At 53.9% G+C, this 23,055-nt stretch carries 22 protein-coding genes and 1 tRNA gene; 3 read left to right on the forward strand and 20 right to left on the reverse strand.

Annotated features, from left to right (window positions below):
• Positions 1-566: 566 nt before the first annotated feature.
• The 3 genes from JR346_RS08265 to JR346_RS08275 are packed head-to-tail and all read right to left on the reverse strand — an operon-like array spanning position 567 to position 2,381.
• On the reverse strand, positions 567-1,052 hold the full coding sequence (locus tag JR346_RS08265) for an NUDIX domain-containing protein (RefSeq protein ID WP_204877417.1): 486 nt from the start codon (positions 1,050-1,052) through the stop codon (positions 567-569).
• Positions 1,053-1,088: 36 nt separating this feature from the next.
• The gene (locus JR346_RS08270) at positions 1,089-1,616 is read right to left on the reverse strand and encodes a prepilin peptidase (RefSeq protein WP_205482215.1); all 528 of its coding nucleotides are present in this window, start codon (positions 1,614-1,616) and stop codon (positions 1,089-1,091) included.
• Positions 1,617-1,619: 3 nt separating this feature from the next.
• Entirely contained in the window at positions 1,620-2,381 is a 762-nt protein-coding gene (locus tag JR346_RS08275) for an isoprenyl transferase (RefSeq protein WP_204877419.1), read from the reverse strand.
• A gap of 174 nt (positions 2,382-2,555) precedes the next feature.
• On the opposite strand from JR346_RS08275, the gene JR346_RS08280 reads away from it, so the two are divergent.
• The gene (locus tag JR346_RS08280; protein ID WP_370592506.1) at positions 2,556-3,245 is read left to right on the forward strand and encodes a hemolysin III family protein; all 690 of its coding nucleotides are present in this window, start codon (positions 2,556-2,558) and stop codon (positions 3,243-3,245) included.
• 101 nt (positions 3,246-3,346) lie between these two features.
• Here the strand turns inward: JR346_RS08280 and JR346_RS08285 are convergent, their stop codons facing one another.
• Complete coding sequence (locus tag JR346_RS08285) at positions 3,347-3,622, reverse strand: hypothetical protein (RefSeq protein WP_205482216.1); 276 nt, start codon at positions 3,620-3,622, stop codon at positions 3,347-3,349.
• Between the two features lie 9 nt (positions 3,623-3,631).
• Positions 3,632-4,600, reverse strand: coding sequence for a mycothiol conjugate amidase Mca (mca, locus tag JR346_RS08290; protein ID WP_205482217.1), 969 nt, complete (start codon positions 4,598-4,600; stop codon positions 3,632-3,634).
• A gap of 161 nt (positions 4,601-4,761) precedes the next feature.
• Here mca and JR346_RS08295 point away from each other — a divergent pair, with 161 nt between their 5' ends.
• Positions 4,762-5,166, forward strand: coding sequence for a DUF4307 domain-containing protein (locus JR346_RS08295; protein ID WP_205482218.1), 405 nt, complete (start codon positions 4,762-4,764; stop codon positions 5,164-5,166).
• Positions 5,167-5,346: 180 nt separating this feature from the next.
• Positions 5,347-5,850 carry a transcription elongation factor GreA gene (greA, locus tag JR346_RS08300; RefSeq protein ID WP_204877423.1) on the forward strand — a complete coding sequence of 168 codons (504 nt, stop codon included), beginning with the start codon at positions 5,347-5,349 and terminating at the stop codon, positions 5,848-5,850.
• A gap of 78 nt (positions 5,851-5,928) precedes the next feature.
• On the opposite strand, the gene ilvA is transcribed toward greA, so the two are convergent.
• From ilvA to JR346_RS08375, 15 genes are all read right to left on the reverse strand, one after another.
• Positions 5,929-7,179 (reverse strand): threonine ammonia-lyase, encoded by a 1,251-nt coding sequence (gene ilvA, locus JR346_RS08305; protein ID WP_370592577.1) that lies wholly within the window; start codon positions 7,177-7,179, stop codon positions 5,929-5,931.
• A 56-nt stretch (positions 7,180-7,235) separates the two neighbouring features.
• Positions 7,236-8,483, reverse strand: coding sequence for an AI-2E family transporter (locus JR346_RS08310; RefSeq protein WP_204877425.1), 1,248 nt, complete (start codon positions 8,481-8,483; stop codon positions 7,236-7,238).
• Between the two features lie 212 nt (positions 8,484-8,695).
• Positions 8,696-9,583: a Bax inhibitor-1/YccA family protein gene (locus JR346_RS08315; protein ID WP_240333920.1), complete on the reverse strand. Its 888-nt coding sequence runs from the start codon at positions 9,581-9,583 to the stop codon at positions 8,696-8,698.
• 86 nt (positions 9,584-9,669) lie between these two features.
• Complete coding sequence (locus JR346_RS08320) at positions 9,670-10,557, reverse strand: HAD family hydrolase (RefSeq protein ID WP_204877426.1); 888 nt, start codon at positions 10,555-10,557, stop codon at positions 9,670-9,672.
• 347 nt (positions 10,558-10,904) lie between these two features.
• Positions 10,905-10,978, reverse strand: a tRNA-Leu gene (locus JR346_RS08325).
• Between the two features lie 75 nt (positions 10,979-11,053).
• Entirely contained in the window at positions 11,054-12,439 is a 1,386-nt protein-coding gene (locus JR346_RS08330) for an NAD(P)/FAD-dependent oxidoreductase (protein WP_204877427.1), read from the reverse strand.
• Positions 12,440-12,718: 279 nt separating this feature from the next.
• Positions 12,719-13,669 carry a Ppx/GppA phosphatase family protein gene (locus JR346_RS08335; RefSeq protein WP_205482220.1) on the reverse strand — a complete coding sequence of 317 codons (951 nt, stop codon included), beginning with the start codon at positions 13,667-13,669 and terminating at the stop codon, positions 12,719-12,721.
• A 2-nt stretch (positions 13,670-13,671) separates the two neighbouring features.
• Complete coding sequence (locus JR346_RS08340; RefSeq protein ID WP_205482221.1) at positions 13,672-14,247, reverse strand: DUF501 domain-containing protein; 576 nt, start codon at positions 14,245-14,247, stop codon at positions 13,672-13,674.
• 98 nt (positions 14,248-14,345) lie between these two features.
• A complete protein-coding gene (locus JR346_RS08345) occupies positions 14,346-15,065 on the reverse strand; it encodes a septum formation initiator family protein (protein ID WP_205482222.1) in 720 nt (239 codons plus the stop codon).
• Between the two features lie 221 nt (positions 15,066-15,286).
• A complete protein-coding gene (gene eno, locus JR346_RS08350; protein WP_204877431.1) occupies positions 15,287-16,567 on the reverse strand; it encodes a phosphopyruvate hydratase in 1,281 nt (426 codons plus the stop codon).
• A 216-nt stretch (positions 16,568-16,783) separates the two neighbouring features.
• Positions 16,784-17,515 (reverse strand): MazG family protein, encoded by a 732-nt coding sequence (locus JR346_RS08355; protein WP_204877432.1) that lies wholly within the window; start codon positions 17,513-17,515, stop codon positions 16,784-16,786.
• Entirely contained in the window at positions 17,515-18,738 is a 1,224-nt protein-coding gene (locus tag JR346_RS08360; RefSeq protein ID WP_205482223.1) for an adenosine deaminase, read from the reverse strand. The genes JR346_RS08355 and JR346_RS08360 overlap by 1 nt, the downstream gene beginning before the upstream one ends.
• A 133-nt stretch (positions 18,739-18,871) precedes the next feature.
• A complete protein-coding gene (locus JR346_RS08365; RefSeq protein WP_205482224.1) occupies positions 18,872-21,091 on the reverse strand; it encodes a hypothetical protein in 2,220 nt (739 codons plus the stop codon).
• Positions 21,092-21,193: 102 nt separating this feature from the next.
• The gene (locus JR346_RS08370; RefSeq protein WP_205483939.1) at positions 21,194-22,501 is read right to left on the reverse strand and encodes a thymidine phosphorylase; all 1,308 of its coding nucleotides are present in this window, start codon (positions 22,499-22,501) and stop codon (positions 21,194-21,196) included.
• Positions 22,502-22,539: 38 nt separating this feature from the next.
• Positions 22,540-22,947, reverse strand: coding sequence for a cytidine deaminase (locus tag JR346_RS08375; protein WP_204877436.1), 408 nt, complete (start codon positions 22,945-22,947; stop codon positions 22,540-22,542).
• Positions 22,948-23,055 lie beyond the last annotated feature (108 nt).

The raw sequence follows: 23,055 nt of genomic DNA on the forward strand, positions 1-23,055 counted from the left end.
TCGTAGGTGCAACCCGCATAAGTTTTAAGCGATTGCGCCTTGTACGACGAGGCGAAAACAAGAATTATCGCACACCCAGGATAGAAAGCTCACTGTTATTTCCTAGTTCCCCCCCCCCTGAGGAGCACAAGTAACAGATCACGAATAAAAAGGTAAGAATTACTTGAACCTAAAAGTTTAGGAGCAACAATGAAGCTCGCGGAGCAAAATTGTTAGCCAACTGCTTGAAACCGGCGTTAATCGCCTCTACGGTGTTTCGGTCATCACCATTCCCGGTGACACTGCCGATGCTAACGCATTGTCAATACCCCCTGAGGTCGAAGCTAACCAATTTGTTGGTTGTGCAACTTCTATGAGCAAGATTGCTCTTAACCGCGATGTGGGTGAGGCAGTTGCTATGGTGAAATCTAACCTCCGCAAGGCTCGTGCATGGCATCAGTTCTCCTAGAGAATCCGCCCACGGAGGCAATGTCTATCAGGTAAAAGATCCGGCACCGCTAAGACAGCGGTGCCGCACCTTTATCTTCTCGTAGCACAGAGATAAATGCCTGCCGGGTAAACACCCATCACACGCTTTCAAACCCAAAGCGGGCGTAACCGCTGTAGTTCAGCGCCGAGTCTATACGGTCATACATGCGCTCGTTGACCAAACTCTTGAGCTCATCAACAGTCACCCAGCGCACTTCAGAAGATTCCTCATCATTGACACGAGCTTGCCCGCTGACCCAGTGGCACAGAAAGGTGTGGTCAAGAAACTGGCATTGATCTCCGTTAGAAAAGGTCTGGGATGGGTCTGCTTTAATCTGGGTAAGTGCTACTACTTCAATTTTTACCCCGGCTTCTTCTTCAGCTTCCCGCAGGCAGGTAAGGGCGGGATTCTCACCCGGATCCACGATGCCGGTAACAGGCGTCCATAGACCGTTGTCAGAGCGTCGTACCAGCAAGATGCGACCGTCTTCGGGTCTAACAATCACAGCGGTAGCACCCGAGAGCCACAGTTTCTCATGACCGATTTTTTCTCGAAGCTGGGTAATGAACTCTGGTGTGGGCATGGTGAGCAACCTCCTTTTCTATAGCCGTTAGGCTATCTATGCGGGGAAAATCGTAGCAATGAGCGTTCCCAGTAGCATAAATGGCCCAAAAGGAATATGAGTTTTGGGGCTCGCTTGATGCCTCAACAGGAGCCACAGGCTGTACACCCCACCAAGTACAAAGGTCAGCAAAGTGCCCCACAGGAGGTTGAGGAGTGAAAAATACCCTAAGAGTAGCCCTAAAGCACCGGCGAGCTTCACATCGCCTAACCCCAGTGCCCTGCGCGATACAGCGCGTAGAAGATAATAGGAACCCAATAGCATGACGCCGCTGTAGGCAATACGCCGCGGCCCATCAGCATCCTCCGTCAAGAGAACCACAGCAAAGAGCGGCAAGCCCACCCCAAGGTACAGGGGCAAAACAATACGATCGGGTAGACGGTGGCTCGCCACGTCGATACGCCACAATCTCACCGCACTGACCGAGTAAAAAGCTAGGGCAAAAACTAAAAGAAAAGCTACAAGAGCCGAACGAGCATCACCAGCCAAAGCGCTTTCTACAGAGCGCCCGATATGAACCAGCATGTTCTATGACCCAAACCGGCGCTGACGGTTGGCATAATCGCGCAAGGCACGCAGAAAATCTGTACGCCTAAAATCTGGCCAGAGAGCCTCACAAAAATGGAACTCGGAGTAGGCAGACTGCCAGGTAAGAAAACCCGAAAGCCGTTGCTCACCGGAGGTTCTGATGAGAAGATCCGGGTCAGGAAGACCTTTGGTATAGAGGTGGGCTGAAATATCATCAATCTCCAGTGAACGAGCCAGCTCCTCCAGGTCTTTACCCTCAGCCACAGCGCTGAGAATCAAATCGCGAACAGCGTCCACAATCTCCTGGCGACCACCGTAGCCCACCGCAATATTGACGTGCAGCTGCTCGATATCGGCGGTTGCCTCCATCGCAGTCTGCAAAGTACCCCGTAGGCTCGGTGGCAACGCCTCAAGTTTACCCACCCCACGAATACGTGCGATGCGAGCGCTCTCTAGCTCTTGGATAAAGCCCTCAATGACATCCAGTAGATCAACCAGCTCAGCTTCAGATCGTTTGAGGTTCTCGGTGGAGAGCATGTAAAGGGTAACCATTGGGATTTTCAGCTCTGTACACCAGTTCAAGAACTCTGTGATACGACTAGCACCGGCGAGATGACCGTGTTTGGTGCTCTGCCCCAGTTGGGCTGCCCAGCGTCGGTTGCCATCCACCAGCACACCAATATGTGCAGGTAGGCGGTCTTCTGGAATCGATGAACTAAGAGCGCGGTCGTAGACCTTGTACACCGGCTGCGGTATTTTCATGATTCCCCTCGACGCTAACTAAGTGGTAGGTCTATATTCTAACGCTACATCGGTGAAGTGAACTTTTGCGGTGCCTCATTCTTGTCTACATATTGAGTAACTTTTCGCGGGCATCACGCTGTATCGGTCATACTGATATTTAGGTTCCACACATCATCAAAAAAAGGAAAGATTGTGAATACTTCACGCAAACCAGCGGCGAGTTCGCTGAGCGCTGATCACCCTTATTTTGAGAAGAAACCGCTGATGCGCGGCTGGTTGCACGCTGGTTTCGCGCCGCTGGTTTTTGTGGCTGGCATTGTGCTGGTTGCGCTCTCGGGCGGTAGCTTGATGGGCTTAGCGTGCGCTATTTTCGCGCTCACAGGCGTCCTACTCTTTGGTGTTTCGGGTATGTATCACCGGGCGTATTGGTCTGATAAGTGGCGGTTGGTGTTCAAGCGCCTCGACCACGCCAATATTGCCCTGGTCATTGCGGGTACTTATACGCCACTGGCGGTGGGTCTTTTGCAGCAGCCTCAGCGAGGCATTTTGCTATGGATTATCTGGGGTTGTGCCATTGCTGTGGTACTGTTCAGGGTTCTTTGGACGCACGCCCCTCGGTGGCTCTATACCCCCATCTATGCGGTGATGGGCTTAATCGCAGTTTTCTACCTACCTGATTTCTGGCAGGTCTCCCCCGCCGCATCAGTGCTCATTGCGGTGGGCGGGGCTATCTATATTCTGGGTGCTATTTTCTACGGCACTAAATACCCTAAGCTCTCGCCCAAGAACTTTGGTTTCCACGAGCTTTTTCATGCTTGTACCCTCGTCGGTTTCATTCTGCACTACATAGCGGTGATGATGGCGGTTATGAGCAATCGGTAAACCCCTAAATTGCCCCATGGTTATTCAGCAAACGTAAAACGCCGGTTACCTCGTCTCAGAGGTAACCGGCGTTTGTGCGCCAAAAGGCGGTGTCTTAGACCCTAGTGAGACCGGGGCGATTCCTTGGGGTGAGCGCCCTGTTTTTCTTGTTCTTCACGCGCCAGTGCGTAGTCCATACGGTAGCGCAGACGGCGGGTACGGCAGGTCAGATCGAGACCCAGCAAGATAATCAGAACACCCAAAATCATAGTAACCAGCGCACCTGTAATGCCCGGAGAACCCAGGGGCGAGCCGTCAGCATTGTACTGCTGTATGCTAGGGGTCACGGTGGATAGGTCAGCAGCAAGAATCAGCGCTTCACTCAGCAAAACATTCATAGTGACACCTTATCGTTCTTTGTAGTCAATGCCCGCAGCAAAGTCGGTTTCGGGCAGAGACGTTTCAACCCGTGACTCGATAAGAACGTAGTCATCGGTGGGCCATACTTCAGCAGTTTCCTCCGGGGTGAGGGCAAAGAATAGATCCTTTGGTCCTACCTGTGTGGCGTGAGAAAGTAGAGCCTGATCTCGCTGGGCAAAGTAGTCCTTTGAAAGAATTCGAGTGGTGGTCTGGTGACGCGAAACCGGGGCAGTGTGCCCCTCTGCATCTTGTTCTTGACGGCGCGCAATCCACTCAGCAAAAGGATTCTCGGTGCCCTTTGCTACCAGGTAGTCGTTAATAGCATTGAGGCGGTCAAGGTTGAACGCTCGGTCATAGTAGAGCTTCAGCGGTGCCCACGGCTCGCCCTCGTTCAGGTAGGCAGAGGCGTCCCCCGCTGCGTGAAAAGCCTCCACCGCCACACGGTGCGACATAATGTGATCGGGGTGGGGGTAACCGCCAATTTCATCGTAGGAAAGAATAACGTGCGGTTTGAATCTACGTACCAAGCGCACCAACGGCGCGGACGCACGATCCAAGGGTTGGCTGGCAAAGCAACCAAAAGGCAACGGTGGCAGAGGATCACCTTCGGGTAAACCTGAATCCATGAAACCAATCCACCGGTGTTCAATACCCAAAATATCTCGTGCCTGCGCCATCTCTGCACGGCGTACTGAGGGCAGGTAGCGATGGGCAGCGGGATTGGTGTCAGAAACCGCGGTGAGCACGTCCCCACGTTCGCCACCCGTCATGGAGGCAACCATGACGCGCGCACCTCGCGCAGCGTAGGCAGCCATCATCGCAGCGCCCTTTGACGACTCATCATCGGGATGAGCGTGTACAGCAAGAATGCGAAAACCGGTGTAATCATCGGCTAATTCTTGCAGCGCAGACTGCGGGTTTTCCGCATTGTTTGAGATTTTCCCAGCGTCACTCACGTTTGCTCTCCGCAGTTTTTCGATACAGTAGGTATTACCCGCTACGAGAAGTAACGGGGTAAACCGCACTCAATGGCAGTTATTGTGGTCTTTCTATTTTAGCGAATCAAGAGACCCGTTATTTTCTGGCGAAATATTTTACGTCTTATTTTGAGGTTTGTGTGAGCAACCAGATACTTTCAGATCGTTACGGGCAGAAATCGGCGCGTAAGCCCCTGCCCACCCGTTTTTGGGCCATTCTTAGCGCTGTTCTCATCGCTGGTGCAGTGGTATGGGGCATTTGGGTTCAAACAGCACAAAGCGCAGCCGCCCCGGAGTTTAAAAATACCGGTTATGAACTCACCAGCGGGGACGAAGTGAGTGTCTCTTTTGAGATTGTCAAAGACCCTTCCACCACAGCAGTATGCACCCTGCAGGCACTTAATACAGCCAGCGCACCGGTGGGGTGGGATGAGGTAACTATAGGACCGTCCGAGAACGGTGAACGCGTCACCGCCCACACCGCTCACCTGTTCATCACTTCCCCCGCCCACACCGCTGTCGTTGAGGCGTGCTGGAGCCTATAGATTTCACACGACGTTCATGTCTCTGTAGTTCGCAAACCTAGAGCATACGCTGCGTACACTGATGATTTGTTCACGTCATGCTGCCGTATAGTTTCGTGTATCGTCTGGACACGCCGTAGAATAAAACACAGATTTCACCGGTATATACCGGTCTTAATTGAGTGAAAGGAATTGTTCTCCATGTCTGAAGAACAGCACGAAGGCGCCTGGCTAACCCAGGAAGCATACGACCGTCTCACCGAGGAGCTTGAGCGTATCTCTGGGCCCTACCGCCAGGAAATTATTGACCGTATTGCAGCGGCTCGCGACGAAGGCGACCTCAAAGAAAACGGTGGCTACCACGCTGCCCGCGAAGAACAGGGCAAGAACGAAGCCCGCATCAACCAGCTCAAGAAACTGCTCGAAAACGCTCAGGTGGGCGAATCAGTCAAGGACGACGGCATCGTTGAACCCGGCATGGTTGTTGAGGCAGAACTTGCCGGAAAAACCATGAAGTTCCTTCTCGGCTCACGCGAAGTAGCTGAGACCTTGGTTGGCGGCAGTGACCTCCAGGTCTTCTCAGAGAAATCCCCTATGGGCGCGGCTATCAACGGTCACAAGGCTGGCGACTCAGTCACCTATGAGGCACCCAATGGCAAAGAGATCACCGTCAAGATTATTGATGCCAAGCCTTTCCAGGGCTAATTTCCAACCAGCACCTTTAAACTAAAAGTGAGGGTACGCGTCCTGCGTCCCCTCACTTTTTACATATGGGCTTTTATTTTAATAGACCACGATCGGTTCATAGCCATCTGCGCGCAGAGCTTCAAGCACCTCTTCGCAGTGTTCATGCCCCTTGGTTTCCATGTCGATAGTAATGAACACTTCGCCCATAGAGAGAGCACCGGACGCACCAGTGTAATTAACACCGGTAACGTTAGCTGAGTTCTGGGAGATAATTGATGAGATAGTGGTTAGCTCACCTGGGCGGTCAGTGAGCATCAGACGCACCGTGAGGTAGCGTCCAGCCGCTGATAGACCGCGCTGAATCACCTTAAGCATCAGCATGGGATCAATGTTTCCGCCCGAAAGCACACAAACAGTCGTGCCCAAATCACCGTACTTCTCACTGGTTGCAGGGCTCATCACCGCTGCTACCGGCACAGAACCGGCAGGCTCTACCACCAGTTTGTTGCGCTCTAGTAAGAAGATGAGAGCGCGGGCTATGTCATCTTCAGAAACCGTGTGTACGTCATCGACCAGCTCTTTGATAATGTCAAAGGGCAGCTGACCGGGACGCCCCACGGCGATACCGTCTGCAATGGTAGATACCTTTTTCAGTGGCACCAGCGCGTCCGCCGCCAAGGAGGGTGGGTACGCCGCAGCGTGCTCAGCCTGAACACCGATAATGCGGATCTTTTTGCCCAGCTCTTTTTCTTTAGCGCGCACGGCGACAGCCAAACCGGCTAGCAGTCCACCGCCACCAACACCCGCAAAAATGGTATCGACATCGGGTACCTGCTCTAAAATTTCAATCCCCAGTGTGCCCTGACCAGCAATGATGTCAGCGTTATCAAAGGGGTGTACAAACACCGCGCCGGTTTCATCGGCAAAACGCTTTGCCTCTGCTAAAGCCTCATCAACCGTCTTGCCAAAGAGAACAACCTCTGCACCGTGGTCACGGGTTGCTGCAATCTTAGGTAGTGCCGCGCCCTGAGGCATATAGATACGAGCCTTAATACCGAGCTTCGACGCCGCCAAAGCAACCCCCTGAGCGTGATTACCTGCCGAAGCAGCCACCACGCCCCGCGCCTTTTCAGCATCGGAGAGCTTCGCCATGCGAACATAAGCGCCGCGCACCTTAAAAGAACCCGAACGCTGCAAGTTCTCAGCCTTGAAGAAAACCGGTGAACCAACCTTGTTTTCTAAAGCACGTGAATGAGCAACCGGAGTGCGCTCAATAACGCCCTCCAACAGCTCATGTGCGCTTTCAATATCAGCCAGAGTCACCGGCAAATCTTCACGTGTGCTCACAGACATTAGCTCCTCAGCATAAAAATCGTCAACCTATCTTTAGTGTAATGCTGCGCTTAAGCCTCAGTAGCCGTCATCTCAGCATCTGATTCACGCTTACGGTTCATACGTTCTTTAACCTTCTCAGCAATTGCTTTCTTTTTCTTACGTTCAATCTCGTGAGGGTACAAGAACTCGCTCCTGCGGATCTCCTCATCAATTTCCCACTCGCGGTTAGCAAGGTAGCGCACCACGGTGTTGATCATTGCGAGTAGCGGCACCGCAAAGAGAGCGCCGGTGATGCCGAAGAGGATGCTGCCGCCAGCCACAGCAATAATGACTGCCAGCGGATGCAAAGAAACAGCTTTACCCATCACCAGGGGCTGCAGAATGTTAGATTCAACCTGCTGAACCAACAGCACCATACCGAACATGATAATCGCGTTAACCGGGCCGTTAGCCACCAGCGCAAGCAGAACTGCGACAGCTCCACTGGCAAGAGCACCTACCACAGGAATAAAGGAGCTCAAGAATACGAGAACGCCCAGGGGGAAGGAGAGGGGCACACCCAAGAAGAAAGCTGCAAGACCAATGCCCACCGCATCCACGAAGGCAACGAATACCTGAACACGAACGTAGGAAACCATGGACTTCCAGCCACGGCGGCCAGCACCGTTCACCGCGCGTCGTGCGGCACGGGGGAACAAACCTACCAGGAACAGCCAAATCTTCTCGCCTTCCATCAAGAAAAAGATAAGGGTGAACAGGCAGATCGCCATGCCTGTAGCGAAGTTTGAGGCGGTGGAACCCACGTTGGCTACACCGGTGAAGATAGTGTCAGCGTTATCTTTGAGGGTGTTAAGCCCGTCAGATGCCATTTTGTCGAATTGGGCGGCACCCACGTTAATGGGCAAATCCTGCAGCAGTACGATTAGCTGCTGGTAGCCCTTCATTGCTTGGTCAGCCAGATTGCTGAAACCTGAAATCATCTGCTGCCCTACCAAAGTCAGCAAACCGACAATAGTTGCAATAAAACCAATTTCGGTGATAGCAGTTGCCAGACCGGGGATAACACCGTATTTACGGAGGATAAACACTACGGGCGACAACAAACCGGCAAGCAGAGCCGCCACCATCACTGAAACAACAATGAGGCTCACGCTCCCCAGCATCTTTGACAGACCCCACGCAACCACTGCAACAACAATAAGGCGCCACGACCACGATGCCGCAATTTGTAAGGCAAAAGGTACCTCGCGGCTGGTTGAGTCACTGTCTTGCACCGAGGCTGCCAGCGGCTGGTTCTCTACGCTTTTTTCAATCATTGTTCAATAATCGCACACCTTGGCTAACTCATAACCACTCCGCAGGAGCTAATTCTCTTCGTTCTTCACCACATTTACCAGCCCCGGCACTCCGGTTGCTCTTGGCGTCCTTCTGCTGAGTAAGCAGTGGGAGCAGCAATATACAAAAAGCGTCGGTCTCTTTCACACGTGAAAGAGACCGACGCTTTTATGCACCGAAGAATACAGTCTATTTAATTATCTGCAATCTGACGCAGGAAGCTCAGTACACGAAGAATCTCAATGTACAACCAGACCAAAGACGCGGTCAGTGCAAACGCCAAGCGCCAGGACTCGCTCTTGGGCGCACCTGCATTAACCATCTCAGTCACGTTGGTGTAATCCTGCAAAAGTGAGTAGGACGCCAGCAATACCGCAAAGAGGGCAATAGCCAAACCAACGTAAGGATTAGCGCCGTAAAGGCTGACTTGGAAGACAAAGGTGCTCACCAGGTTGATGAGCAAGAAAACCAGGTAGGCAGAAGCCGCAATCATGAAGAACTTGTTGAGCTTGGGGGTAGTGCGCAGCTTCTTGTTAGCAAAAAGTACCAAGATGGTACCGGCTACCACAACAGTTCCGCCCACAGCCTGAACCACAATACCGGGGTAGGCATAGTCAAAAAGACGAGAAACACCGCCCAGGAAGAGACCCTGCATCAGCGAATAGGTCACGATGAGAGCCGGTGAGACCTTTTTCTTAAAGGCGTTCACCAGACCCAGAACGATGCCGCCCACCAAACCGAGGTACATCAATATAGGAATGAACCAGGCAACTGCACCAGCGGCAACCACTACAGCAAGGTTAATGCCGGTCTTGCGCACAACGTCGTCCATAGTGACGCGTCCTGCTTCAAGATTGCTTGCAGCGGGAGCCTTGTACATCTGGTTCAACTGCTCAGCATTAGGCTGCTGGTAAGTGTTCTGAGCATACGGATTCTGGCCGTACTGGGGGGCGCCGTAAGCGTTGCCGTATGACTGCTGACCGTACTGAGCGGTTGAAGTACCGCCCGCACCGAACTGGCCAAAACGGGGATCGCCTTTATGCTGGTTGCCCATTGAAGTAATGAGGGGGTTACCTGCCACAGGTGCCTCCTAGGTCGTGTTCTTGAATTGCTCTTACCTACCCTACCGAATTTTTACGGTCAAAGAGTGTGATTTTGCTGAAGGCGTTATGAGAGATGCTTAGCTGAAATGCCAAGAATTTCCTCGAGATAATCAAGCACACCGCCATCATTATTATTACCAATCACTAGGTCAGCTGAGGCTTTGAGTGCAGGGGATGCGTTGTCCATAGCGATGCCAGTACCCACATAGCTCAGCATCTCAGCATCATTAGCAGCATCACCGAAAGCAATCATTTCCTCAGGTTTGATGTTCTGCTGCTCCCCCAGCCACTTCAGAGCACTGCCCTTATTAACCCCGCGGGAAATCAAATCGATCGCCCCAAACCCAGAGGTCACCGGAACAACATTTGATGGCAACCGATTAATCAGCTCGGCGAGAATCTGGTCAGTTTCACGGCGCCGGGTTTGCAAGGCAAACTTAACCACGGTCTCATCGCGAAGGTCAGCGTAATCGTCAATAGGGCGGACGGTGGGGTACCAGCGGCTAATAAAGGTCAGAGGATCAACCTGCTTATCGTAGTCAGCCCCCAAGAAATCCATGTGGTCCCTTATTAACCGAGCAATCGGTTCGGCGCGGTGGGTTGGCATATAAGCGTGCTGGTGACCAGAGATAATAACGCCGATCGCTGGGAACTCATCGAGCACAGCCAATGTCTGCTGGATGGTTTTATCCGAAAATCCTGAGATAAGAATATCTTTTTCTTGGTCAGCGATATATGCCCCATTTTCAGCAATGTATGTCAGAGGACGCGCGCGGTACCCTTCCAGGTAATGATGCAGTTTAGGTAGCTGGTTGCCCGATGCAACCACAAAATGAATGCCCTGTTCTTCCATCGCGTCCATGATGCGATTGAAACGTTCAGTATCAAATGCTTTATCAGTGTCTCGCAGTAGTGTGCCGTCCATATCGGTGGCAATAAGTTTCAGGCTCATGGAGGCTTCTTTCTGTATACGGGTTCTTGTACAACTCTAGCCTTCCTATTGTAAGTAGGCTCTGTATGACGAATCAGCTCGTACTGAAACTTTGCACTGACTATTACCCCCAATGTTTACGCAGATGCTGGGGTATTGTGCCTCTCCCCGTCCCAGTGACCACCTTCTACTCACAGTGACCGTACTCTGCCCAAGTGACCACGTTTATCGCGGTCACCTGAACATAGCTTGGTCACCCAAGCCACCGAGTATGGATTGAATCCTCGCTCAGAGGAGCGAGCCCACGATCGCACCCACTGCGGGATACGAAAAAACCACCAACGCGTAAGCATTGGTGGTTTTTGAAGTGCCCCCAGTGGGACTCGAACCCACACTTGGCAGATTTTAAGTCTGCTGCCTCTGCCAATTGGGCTATAGGGGCTTAGCTGGTATCTGCTGATAAAAACAGACACTAGCTATTTATACCAGAGCTTGGGGTTAGACCCCAAAACCGTGGTTAGAGGCGTGCTTTTGTCTTCTCGGACGCGGTTCCGGTTGCTTCCTGGAAAGCACGTCGCGGTGAGCGCTGGTGACGGATTGATGAGGTGTCACGACCGAAGACCTGGTTGAGACCCCATACTGCCATGACGCGGACGGTGCGTTCGACGGTGGGGATTGCGTAGCCGTGGTAACCGCGGTGCATAATCCATGCCAGCGGGCCAGCGATGGTCTTGCCCTTGACGTTTGCGACGCCCTTCCAGAGACCCAGACCTGCGACAACGCCGATGGTTGCGTGGTAGTAGTCCTTGAGGGGTTCGCCCTTGCGAGCTGCCAGCAGGTTCTTTGACAAGCGCAGTGCCTGACGTGAGGCGTGCTGGGCGTTGGGTACGCAGTAGCCGCCTACGCCGCCACCTGAGAGGTCGGGTACAGCTGCGTTGTCGCCTGCTGCCCATGCGCCCTCTACTACACCGTCGTCGCCGGTGACGCGCAGGTCTGCGCCCACGCGGATGCGTCCACGCTCGTCGATGGGGAAATCGGTCTCTTTGAGCATGGGGGATGCTGCTACACCGGCAGTCCAGATGAGGGTGTCGGTGCTTGCTTCGCCCGCGGGTGACTTGTCGCCCATGTTGATCAGCTGCAGGTTGCCGTCGGTTGCATCGGCAAGTGAGGTGTTGAGCAGTACCTCGATGCCGCGGGCGCGCAGTTCAGCAACGACCTTCTCAGCGCGGTCTGCGGGGACCTCGGGCATGATGCGCGGTGCTGCTTCGATGAGCATGAAGTGCAGGTCTGAGACGCGCAGGCGCTCGTTGCGCTTGACTGCAACGCGTGCCATGTCTTCAAGTTCTGAGATGGTTTCGACACCCGCAAAGCCGCCACCGACAACGACAAAGGTCAGGGCGCGACGGCGCTCTTCTTCGTTAGCGGTGAGGGATGCGGTTTCGATGCGCTCTAGAACCCAGTTGCGTACGCTAACTGCTTCTTCGACGGTCTTCATGCCGATAGCAACATCTGCCAGACCGGGGATCGGGAATGCACGGGTTACAGCGCCTGCGCCCAGAACGATCTCGTCATAGGTGATGTCGAAGGACTCGCCTGCGTTGATGGGTTCAACGGTTGCGGTGCGCTCTGCGTGGTTAATGGAGGTGACGCGACCGGAAACGATTTCTGTGTCGGTCAGGTGCTGGCGCAGCGGAACGGTTGCGTTGCGACCTTCCATGGAGCCTGCAGCTACTTCGGGGAGGAAGGGCTGGTAGGTCATGTAGGGGTTGGGTTCTACGATGGTGACGATGCCACCGGAATCCTTGATTTCCTTCTGAATTTTCTGTGCAACGGTGAACCCTACGTAGCCACCGCCGACAATCAGAATACGTGGGCGATCCTGCGCCAACTTGGTGAATGCCATAATCTTTTTGCTTCTTCCCTTTGTACTGTGTACGACCCGCAGCGTGAGCTAATCTCCGTGAGAACTCACTACTACCGTCGTAAGTGCCGGGTAGGCTTGTTCAGCGCTACCTCGTTGCCCATCGCGCGGAATGCGAGGACAAAAAGCTTCATTAAACATTGTGCCATTGATGCAGGCTTTAATGCTTATTTGTTTGTGCGTGTAGACAGTAATCTTTACAGCGTAACTAATTTTTGTACGGTACGCATTCTCATGGTGTGCGCCCCCCAAGCAAGCTCTCTATCGTGCTGTGCCGCTCTCAAGAAGAGACAGCGCTATACCGTCGAGAATATCGTGTTCGCTGATTATAACGTTTGAGATGCCGGGTATCTGTTCTTGCAGGTAGCTCAGTGCTTGGCTCCAGATGATCGCTCCAGTACCGATAACGTCCGCGCGTCCGGGGTGCATAAAGCCGGTGGCAAGGCGCTCTTCGCGGTTCATCGCCGCCAGCTCGTTGGCAGCTTTCTGCACGACATCGATGGAAAGCTCTGAGCCGTTGATGGCATCGGGGTCATAGGTGGTGAGCCCCAGCACCTGGGCGGTGACGGTTGTGACGGTGCCAGCAACACCCACGATGCGTGTGACTGATGAGAAATCCAGTTCACGAGTAAGCGTTTCTAAGGACGCACGCACATCAGCTTCGACAAGCTCTCGCTGTTGGGCGGTAACCGGTGCTTGCACCTTGTGGCGTTCGGTCAGTCGAACACAGCCAATGTTGAGCGAGAGGGCTCCGCTGACGCCCTCATTATTGCCCACTACGAACTCGGTAGAGCCACCGCCTAGGTCCATGACAACAGTTGATTTTTCGCTCTGCCCCACGGCTGAGACAGCTCCGGCAAAGGAAAGATTTGCCTCTTCCACACCGGTAATAACCTCGGGTGTTACACCAAGAATTTCTTGAATACCGCTCACAAATGCGTCCCGGTTTGAAACATCCCGGCTAGCGCTGGTTGCAGCAAAACGGACGTTTTCTACCCCCTGTAGGCGCAAAAGCTCAGCATACTCGCGGGTCGCTGCGAAGGTACGCTCCAGGGCGGCTTCGCTGAATGCACCGGTTGCATCGACGCCTTCGCCCAGCCGCACCACCCGCATTTCACGTTCAAGATCGTGCAACTTACCCTGCTCGTCCGCTCGGGTAATCAGCAGACGAATAGAGTTTGTACCGCAGTCAATAGCACCGACAACAGTCATTTTTACGCCTCTTTCCATGCGGGGTCACAGGTACACTGATCGACAGTCCACCAAGGGGCAATAGCATCTAGCGCCTCATCGCCCATAGGGTTAATGCCACGACCCACCGAAAGGGTGTGTCCGATGACAGCGTGCAAGCATTTGACGCGGGTGGGCATGCCACCTGCAGAAACATTTGTAATTTCAGGAACCCCGTCGATGCCGCCTGCTAGGCGAATACGCTCGCGTTCTGCGATGTAATTTTCGTGGGCAGCTTCGTAGGCTTGTGCCAGCTCATCGTCTTCTGAGAGGCGGTCGGTCATGTCATACATGAGACCTTCAGCTTCAAGACGCGACGCCGCAGCGGTGATAGTTGGGTGGGCTAAGTAAAAGACGGTGGGGAAAGGGCTACCGTTCGAAAGGCGCGGAGCGGTCGCTGCCACCAGCGGGTTCCCGCACACACAGCGGGCAGGAATTTCTGCAACGTCGCGCACGGTGCGCCCCAGCTGTGCCGAAAGAACGCGAAGATCCTGTTCGGTCGGGGTGAGGGTTTGCGCGGTCACGTTGAAGCCGCCGGGGGTTCGTTGGGTTGCTGTCATGAGTTTTCCTTATAACCGGTCAAAAAATTCTTACTCTGCAAGTGCCGCTCTTCGCACGCGCTCTTTCATTACAGTATGGCGAAGGCAGACACGCGGTATTAGCGGGTGCTAGAACCTGCGGATTCTGGGCTCGCACTGGAGTTGTGCATTGAGCTTTCAGCAGTCTCTGAACTGCTGCCCTGGGTGGGTGAACCCTCGGTTTCTGCGCTGCTGCTAGGAAGATCCGTCGAGAGAGCCGATCCGGCATCTGATGATGGGTGTGATTCACGATAGGCTGCCGGATCCCCGTTAACAGCCGAAAGTTGGAAGGAGTCCCAGAGTTTAGTGGTCCAGTTATCTTCGGGAGCAGTGAGGGCATTGGCACTCGTTTCATCCGCCAACTCTGTGGTGTAGTCAGTACCAACGACTAAATAGGGGGTCTCTCCCGGGTTCACATAGAAGAGACGCCCCTTCGCCTGTTGCTGAACATAATTATCGTCTTGCCACCACGACTGTTGCACCGCGAGCTCCCGGTTTTCAGTCTCTAATCGGGAGATATTCGATTGCACCTGAGCTATTTCTGCAGATTGAGTAATATAGCGGCTCAGGGTTCCATAGACTGCTAGCGCAACCAGGGCAAAGACCACCAGAGCCGCCACCCATTTACCCGAAAAAGCACGCGCTGCGACGGGGACGTTGGCGCCCTGACCAACCTGACGAGTTGGCTTATCATCTCGCCGGGCAGAAACGCCAGCAGGTGCGCGTCGTGAACCGAAAAAACCCTGTAAGCGGGCACCCGAGATGTTGCGGGCACCCGAGATGTTGCCGAGTTTCTTCATGGGCGTATACCTTTCGGTCGCTAGCGGTGAGCAGAGAGTTCCATTCTACCGGTCTTACGTCTTCAACAGGTGAGAGCGTGAGCGTATCCACTCAAAATGCCCCTGCCTCGCGTGCGAACCTTACTTCTTGAAATCAAGAAAATGCGCGCACACAAAACAGGGGCAAATTCAAGCACTTTTAGCCTACCGTTTAGCGGTGAGCCAAGCGCTGTGAGAAGAATTTACTTCTTGAAGCGGGGGAAAGCTGATGCGCCAGCGTATGCTGCTGCCTCGCCCAGCTCTTCCTCGATGCGCAGAAGCTGGTTGTACTTAGCAACGCGCTCGCTACGTGCGGGAGCACCGGTCTTAATCTGACCGGCATTGGTTGCAACAGCCAAATCTGCAATGGTGACGTCTTCGGTTTCGCCTGAACGGTGTGAAACCATGCAACGGTAGTCGTTGCGCTGAGCCAGCTGCATAGCGTCGAAGGTCTCGGTCAGTGAACCGATCTGGTTCACCTTCACGAGCAGAGCGTTAGCTGCGCCCTCTGAGATACCCTTGCCCAGACGCTCGGGGTTGGTGACGAAGAGGTCATCACCCACGATCTGAACCTTGTCGCCGATTTCAGCGGTGAGGGTCTTGTAGCCGTCCCAGTCATTCTCGTCCAGGGGATCCTCGATGGAAACCAAGGGGTACTTAGCTACCAGATCAGCGTAGTAAGCTGACATTTCTTCAGCTGACTTCTGCTGACCTTCGAAGGTGTATGAGCCGTTTTCAAAGAATTCTGATGATGCAACGTCAAGTGCCAGTGCGATTTCTTCACCGGGCTTGTAGCCAGCCTTCTCGATTGCTTCGATGATCAAATCGAGTGCTGCTGCATTGGAGTCAAGGTTAGGAGCAAAGCCACCCTCGTCGCCCAGACCGGTTGCAAGACCGCGGTCGTGCAGAACACTCTTGAGCGCGTGGTAAACTTCAACGCCAGCCTGCAGAGCGCGTGAGTAGGTGTCGAAACCGATGGGAGCAATCATGAACTCCTGGATATCAACGTTTGAGTCAGCGTGTGAGCCACCGTTGAGGATATTCATCATGGGTACGGGCAGAACATGAGCGTTAGGGCCACCCAGGTACTTGTAGAGGGGCAAATCAGCTGATTCAGCAGCTGCCTTAGCTACCGCCATTGAAACGCCGAGAATAGCGTTTGCGCCGAGCTTGCCCTTGTTGTCGGTACCGTCGAGCTTAATCATAGCTGCGTCAACTGCACGCTGGTCGGTTGCGTCGATGCCGATAATGTCTTCAGCGATTTCTTCGATAACAGCAGCAACTGCACCCTCAACACCCTTGCCGAGGTAAACAGCCTTTTCGCCATCACGGCGCTCTACGGCTTCCCATTCACCGGTTGATGCGCCTGAGGGAACAGCGGCGCGACCGAAAGCACCGTCTTCAAGCAGAACCTCAACCTCAACGGTGGGGTTGCCGCGTGAATCGAGAATCTGACGTGCGTGTACAGCAGTAATAACAGCCATGAATATGCTCCTTGATTGAAATAGAGTAAGGAATTGAAGTGGCTTCGTATCTAACCCTAACGAGCTGCGGCTGTAACCGACAAGCCCTCTAGAGCTAAATTCTTAGTTAACATCTTAGCAAGATACCCACATGAACACAGGTAGAAAAAACATAAACCCACCACCTCGTTTCTGTGATAATAATAAATGCACTTTTATCCTGTGGTTTTAGTTGGGTTATGCCCCTGCTTTTTCCGTTTTTCCACCGCAAGCTGATTCGTTATTCTCAGCGAATACCATGGACGCGCGAGTAAAGACGCGCAGGGCTTGTTCGGGGTCGATTCCCAGCTCGCGGGCTTCTATCACCAGTTCAAAAGCCCGCGCAGCCCACTGCGTTTGAGCTGTCGTCAAGGCGTCCGTTTCAGGAGTCTGTTGGGTGTGCCGCTGTGCAAAACCGGGCAGATCAATCGATGCCTTACTCGATTTTGAGAGAGCTTTCTCAGTGTAGGCAAGTGCCGGTAAGTGCGGCGGAATACCGTCGAAAACCCCGGTACGCTCTGGTTTCTCTGCTTTTTTGAGTTCGTCCCACCGGGCATTGACATCTCTAATATCGCTGCTGACGGATTCATCAAAGACATGGGGATGGCGACGCTCCAGCTTGTCGCACAGGTGGTTAATGACGGCGATAATATCGAATCCGCCCAGTTCCGCTGAACGCTCAGCAGCTACACGGGAGTGAAAGACCACCTGCAGAAGCACATCACCCAGCTCCTCACGCAGTAAATCAGTGTTCACGCCCTCGGGAGCTTCGATAGCTTCAACAACCTCATAGGCCTCTTCAATCAAATAGCGCACCAAAGACTCGTGGGTTTGTTCTGCGTCCCAGGGGCAACCACCGGGCGAACGCAGAGTATCCATGATGTCCACGAGACGTTCGAAGGCAGCGCCGGCGCTGTGAGAATCTGACATTAGGCGCTTTCCTCCGGCAGGTCTTCCTGTGCCTGGGCAAATGTGCTGTAGTAATCCTGCAAGATACCGCGCAGTGAGTGCTTCTGATCAACGGGCATAAACGAGCCATCAACAGCGTTCAGCGTCAGCTGGAAGAAATCGGGCCAATCGAACCCAAAGTTCTCGTGCAACTTGATGAACTCGGTAGTCACCGAGGTGCTACTCATCAGGCGGTTATCAGGGCTAATAGTAACCGCGAACCCGCTACGGTAAAGCATCGCTACCGGGTGAGAAGCATAATCGCGAGCGCGCTTTTGCTGCTCAAGCGGCAACCTGCCGATGTCGGTGAGTAAGGCGGCAGCGTCCGTCTGTAAGTTAGAGCAGGGGCATATTTCGAGGGTAATTTGGCGGTCTTTGATCCAGGCTGCAAGGTTGCCAAGTTTCATCACTTCCTGGTCAGCATCTACATCCTCGGTGACGGCTTCTGGGTTGGCTTCGCCCAAGGTGGTGATGGTGATGTCATCGGTAATCTGAACACCGTGCCCCAGCCGCAGGGCGCGTCCGTCGATTACGGCTTCTTGAATGGAATCTAAGGATGCCGCTTCACCAGCGTGTAGAGTGACGGGAAGAAAATGCTGGGTTGCGTAGTCTAGAGCTTCGCGGTGATTCTGTAGTGAAAATTCTTTCTCGGGCCCTGCAATATCGAACCCAACAACACCCAAGGCGCGGTTGGCGACAGCCAGCTGGGCGACGGCGAGGGAATTATTGTTCTGACGCATAGCGCAGAGGATTTGGCGAACCATAACGGGTTTACGCAGGCGCTGGCTCGCCATCGCAGCGCCCTGGGCGAACCCTTCGGCGACAGCTTCTACGGCTTCTTCCATGCTCAGCCCACCGGCGGTGTGCAGTTCGGGTGCCCAGCGAACTTCACCGTACAGTACCCCGTCAAAAGCAAGCTCGAGGGCATGTTCACCTGCAATACGCACTAAATCCTCGCGGCGTTGCATCACCGCCAGCGTGTGCTTAAACGTTTCAAGGTAGCTGGCAAGAGACCGAGAATTAGCGTTATCTTCAAACCAGGCTTTGAGGTCATCGGCGTTTTGGGCAGGGAGTGCGTGACCGATTTCCGCTGCAATATCAACGATGGTCTGCGGGTGGACTCCCCCATCTAGGTGGTCATGCAGGCTCACTTTGGGGAGCTGTTCAATCCAAGCGTAATCGGGTGCCGGTGCTGAAGCTGTCATAAATATGCCTCTAGTTCAAAAGTCGATGGTGAGTAAATTCTAGTACACGCAACCCGCCCGCACCTTCCTCACCTCGGGTGGGCGAGAAGGTACGGGCGGGTGGGCTACTGATAGCGAAAGTTATTCAAGTGTTTTAGAGGGTCCAGGACGCCAGCGCCTCGCTCATGTGCTCCGGAATATTGGCGCCGGTGCGCGGGAACATCCGCAACTCTTCTACGTACTGCTGGGCAGGAAGGTGGTCGGGGTACTGCACGAAGGCTTCTTCGTTGCTGTAATCAAAAGATGCCTCTACTGGCACGCCGGGAGTGAAGCGTAGCATCATCGCCAGCGGAGCACCGTAACCCTCCTTGTAAGAATCTGACTTGAGCTGCAAAAGATCCAGGACTTCCTCAGGCACCAGTTCAAAGGTTTTCTGCTGATCCCAGAAACCATCGCGTCGTACGTGAGTCAGCGCGTCGTAGTAAGAGCCCAAAGAGCGGATGCGAATAAGTACGGTAGAAACATCGCGGGCAGTGCCGTTCTCGCCAAAGAGGGCAAGCTGCGCCGGACGCAGTCGTTCAACAACATCTGCCTCAGTGAGTACCAGGTTGCCCGCTGCCAGCTGGGTTTTCGAGGGTAACACCACGTTATTGTGGGCATCCAGAGTGTATGAGGGAGCTACATCCAAGAAACTCGCTGCACCCGGTGCAGCTGCCTCGTCCGCACTCTGGGCGTTCGGTGAACCCGTCGCAACGAAAGCGTCCTGTTCCCACTCTGATTCATCAATCACCTCGGGTACTGACTCATCGGCCGCCATCGAAAACTCGGCGTCGGTGGGGTAATATTCAGTCTCCACCGACTCTGTTGTATCAAGGTCAGCTTCAAGGTTCTGCTGGCTTTCCTCTTCAATTTCTTCTGCAAGAGGCGCAACAGTGACAATCTCAGCTTCGCTGGGATCGTGTTCTTGTGCATCCGGGCTCTGGACTGTCTCGTCAAGAATCAGCAGTTCATCGGCAGGGGTCTCCGCGTCATCTCCCGTAGCACATTCTTCGTTTTCTGCGGAGCTCGCGAGATCCAAGGACGCGCTACTTGCCCCCGTCTGGGATCCGAAGTCGTCCCCGAGGTATGCTTCGGTTGCCGTATCCACAGCACTCACATTGTGGATATCAGGGGCAGAGTCATGGGATGATTCTTCAATTGTTTCTTCTTCCAGTCCACCAACAAAACCTGCCGAGCTAGCAGTGCCCACAGCGGGTTCATTCACCAGCGCAGCATTAGAATCCTCAAACGCCACAGGAGCAGCGATGAGCTCGTCGGTATCGCTCTTTGCACTAGAATCGTTTTCCTCGAAACTCAGAAGGTGCTCTGATTCAACGTCGGTCTCAGACTCAGCAGGCTCTGCATCGGTCTCTGCGCTCGCAAAGATTACCTCGCGCTGAGGTGCATCGTCGGTGGGCGCATCGGGGGTTTCATGAACCTCATCTGCCCCGCTCACCTCCACCTGATCTTCGGGGGTCTTACGAGGTTCCCCTGTTTCAAAAGCAGTCTCAGTCTGCTCGCCCATGAAAGCTGAGTCTTCGCCGATCTCATGAGTCTTAGCGTCCAAAGTATCAAAGGCGATTTCTTCGAAGCTCGGCAGGGTCTCAGGCTCAGAGCTTTCCTCTTCGATACGCTGCATGATGCGCTCGAAACGGCTCTGGGCATCGTGTTCATCACTAGCCTCAGTATCATTGAGTTGGATAGCCAAAACTGCGGGTGAGGCGGGGGCTTCATCGTTCTGCTCGCTGTGTACAGCGGTATGCATCACCAAGTTTTCGTCACCGGTTTTCGCGTTTTCTTGCACCGACTCTGCCCCGTCAGCTTTGAACCCATCGGTATTCAACACATGGTGAGGTTCAGCGTCAATCTCAGCCAGATGCTGCGGAACTTCATAGTGTTCACTCGCGACATCGCCTTTTTCATTCGTAAAGCGAACCTCGACGCGCACCGGAGCACTCGTCACCGGGTAGCTAATGTGAGCACGAGAAAAAGCGCCGTGCTCAGATCTTTCAGACTCGGTGTAAAGAGCCGCTACGCCTTTAAACCAGTCATCGCCGGGGGCAACGACACCGCGCTCCTGTTCACCGTTGTCATCAGAGAAGACATAGTTCATCTCACTACCCTGCAAAGAAAGATCCATCTCCAGGCGACCCTGACCGCGTCCCTGCATGGTCGAGACAATCCAATACAAGCCACCGGTGGCATCCAGCGAAGCCAACTGCGGCTCGGAGTGCTCAACCAGCGGATCCTCTGACGTCTGCCCTGATGCTACAAGGTTCGATGCCTCAACAGGTGCAGGTTCGTTTTTCTTCTTCAAACGGTCGAATAAACCCATGTGCTTCACTTTCTTAAAAAATCTACGGAGCACTGACGGCGCAGTAGCGCCCTCACCTTTTTCTTTACACCAGAATACGCCAGGTGAGGGAGCAGTCACCCCCTATTCCGAACGCTCAGACACAATTCGGTCAATAATCAGCGGTCGTTCTCGCAGGTCTCCACCAATAGTGAAAGATCCCTCGAGAGACTGCTGGGCTCGCTCGAAACGCTCCGGGGTATCAGTCATCAGCGTCATCAGCGGCTGCCCCTCGCGTACCTCATCACCCGGCTTGGCGTGCAGCTTAATGCCGGCGGCAAGCTGAACCGGGTCTTCCTTACGAGCGCGCCCTGCGCCCAAACGCCAAGAAGCTACACCCACCTTGTAAGCATCAAGCTCAGTCAAAGTACCAGACTCCGGCGCCGTAATAGTCACAGTTTCTTTCGGCTGAGGAAGAGCCGCATCGGGGTCACCACCCTGATCACGAACCATCGCGCGCCACACATCCATCGCACGTCCGTCCTTCAGCGCCTCTGCCGGGTCAGCGTCAATACCCGAAGATGTCAGCATTTCGCGCGCCAAAGCAACGGTCAGTTCCACAACATCAGAAGGCCCTCCCCCGGCTAGAACCCCTACCGATTCTTCAACCTCACACGCGTTACCCACAGCCAGACCCAACGGGGTGTTCATATCGGTCAGCAAAGCAGTAGTCTTCACCCCGGCATCAGTACCCAAATCAACCATGACGCGGGCAAGCTCGCGCGCCATCGACGCATCCTTCATAAAAGCACCGGAGCCCACTTTCACATCAAGCACCAGCGAACCGGTACCCTCTGCAATTTTCTTAGACATGATGGAGGAAGCAATCAGCGGAATCGCCTCAACAGTGCTGGTGACATCACGCAGGGCATAGAGCTTCTTATCGGCAGGAGCAAGACCATCACCAGCAGCGCAAATAACCGCACCGGTAGTCCCCAAAATTTCAACGACACGCTCGTTGCTGAGCTTCGCCTGCCACCCCGGTATAGCTTCCAGCTTATCCAGGGTGCCACCGGTATGACCCAGTCCGCGCCCTGAGAGCTGAGGTACGGCAACCCCAAAAGCTGCCACCAGAGGAGCCAAAGGCAGGGTAATCTTATCGCCTACACCACCGGTGGAGTGCTTATCAGAGGTCGCGATCTTCTTACCCTCACCGACAATTGATTCAAAGTTGAGACGTTCGCCCGAATCAATCATCGCCTGAGTCCAACGAACAATTTCACGGCGTTCCATACCGTTCAGGAAAATCGCCATCGCCAGGGCACTCATCTGTTCGTCCGCGACAGCCCCACGGGTATATGCGTCAATGACCCAGTCGATCTGGGCGTCGCTGAGGGCTCCCCGGTCACGTTTGGTACGAATAACATCAACAGCATCAAAAAGTTCGCTCATCATTTCTTCCTTGAATTGATTGGTCAATCTACAGATTCTTACAAACGCTCCGGACCAAAAGCGTCCGGCAGCATTTGTTCAATAGTCATCACGCCGCCGGCAGATTTCAGGAGCATCCCCGGAGCTGCATGCTCATAGAGCAACTGGCGGCAGCGACCACACGGCATCAGCGCCTTACCCTCTTTATCGACGCAGGCGAAAGCCACCAGTTTGCCGCCACCGGTGCGGAAAAGATCAGAAACCAGAGAACACTCGGCGCACAGGGTAATACCAAAAGAGGCATTCTCAATATTGCAGCCAGTAACTACACGCCCATCATCAGTCAGTGCAGCAACCCCCACCGGATAGTGGGAGTAGGGCGAATAAGAAGTTCTCATTGCCTCAGTAGCTTTTTCGGTCAGCATCGACCAGTCAATATCTGTGCTCTGGGCGCTTGTATGCTTCATGAGATCTCCTTCGCTCTGGAACATCCAGTTTACTCTTTTGAAGCACAGCGCGCAGGTTAGTGCATCAAAACCACCAGCGAACGCATAAAGCTCTCACGCATTCCTCTC

This window comes from Rothia sp. ZJ932 (assembly GCF_016924835.1).
Lineage (GTDB): Bacteria > Actinomycetota > Actinomycetes > Actinomycetales > Micrococcaceae > Rothia.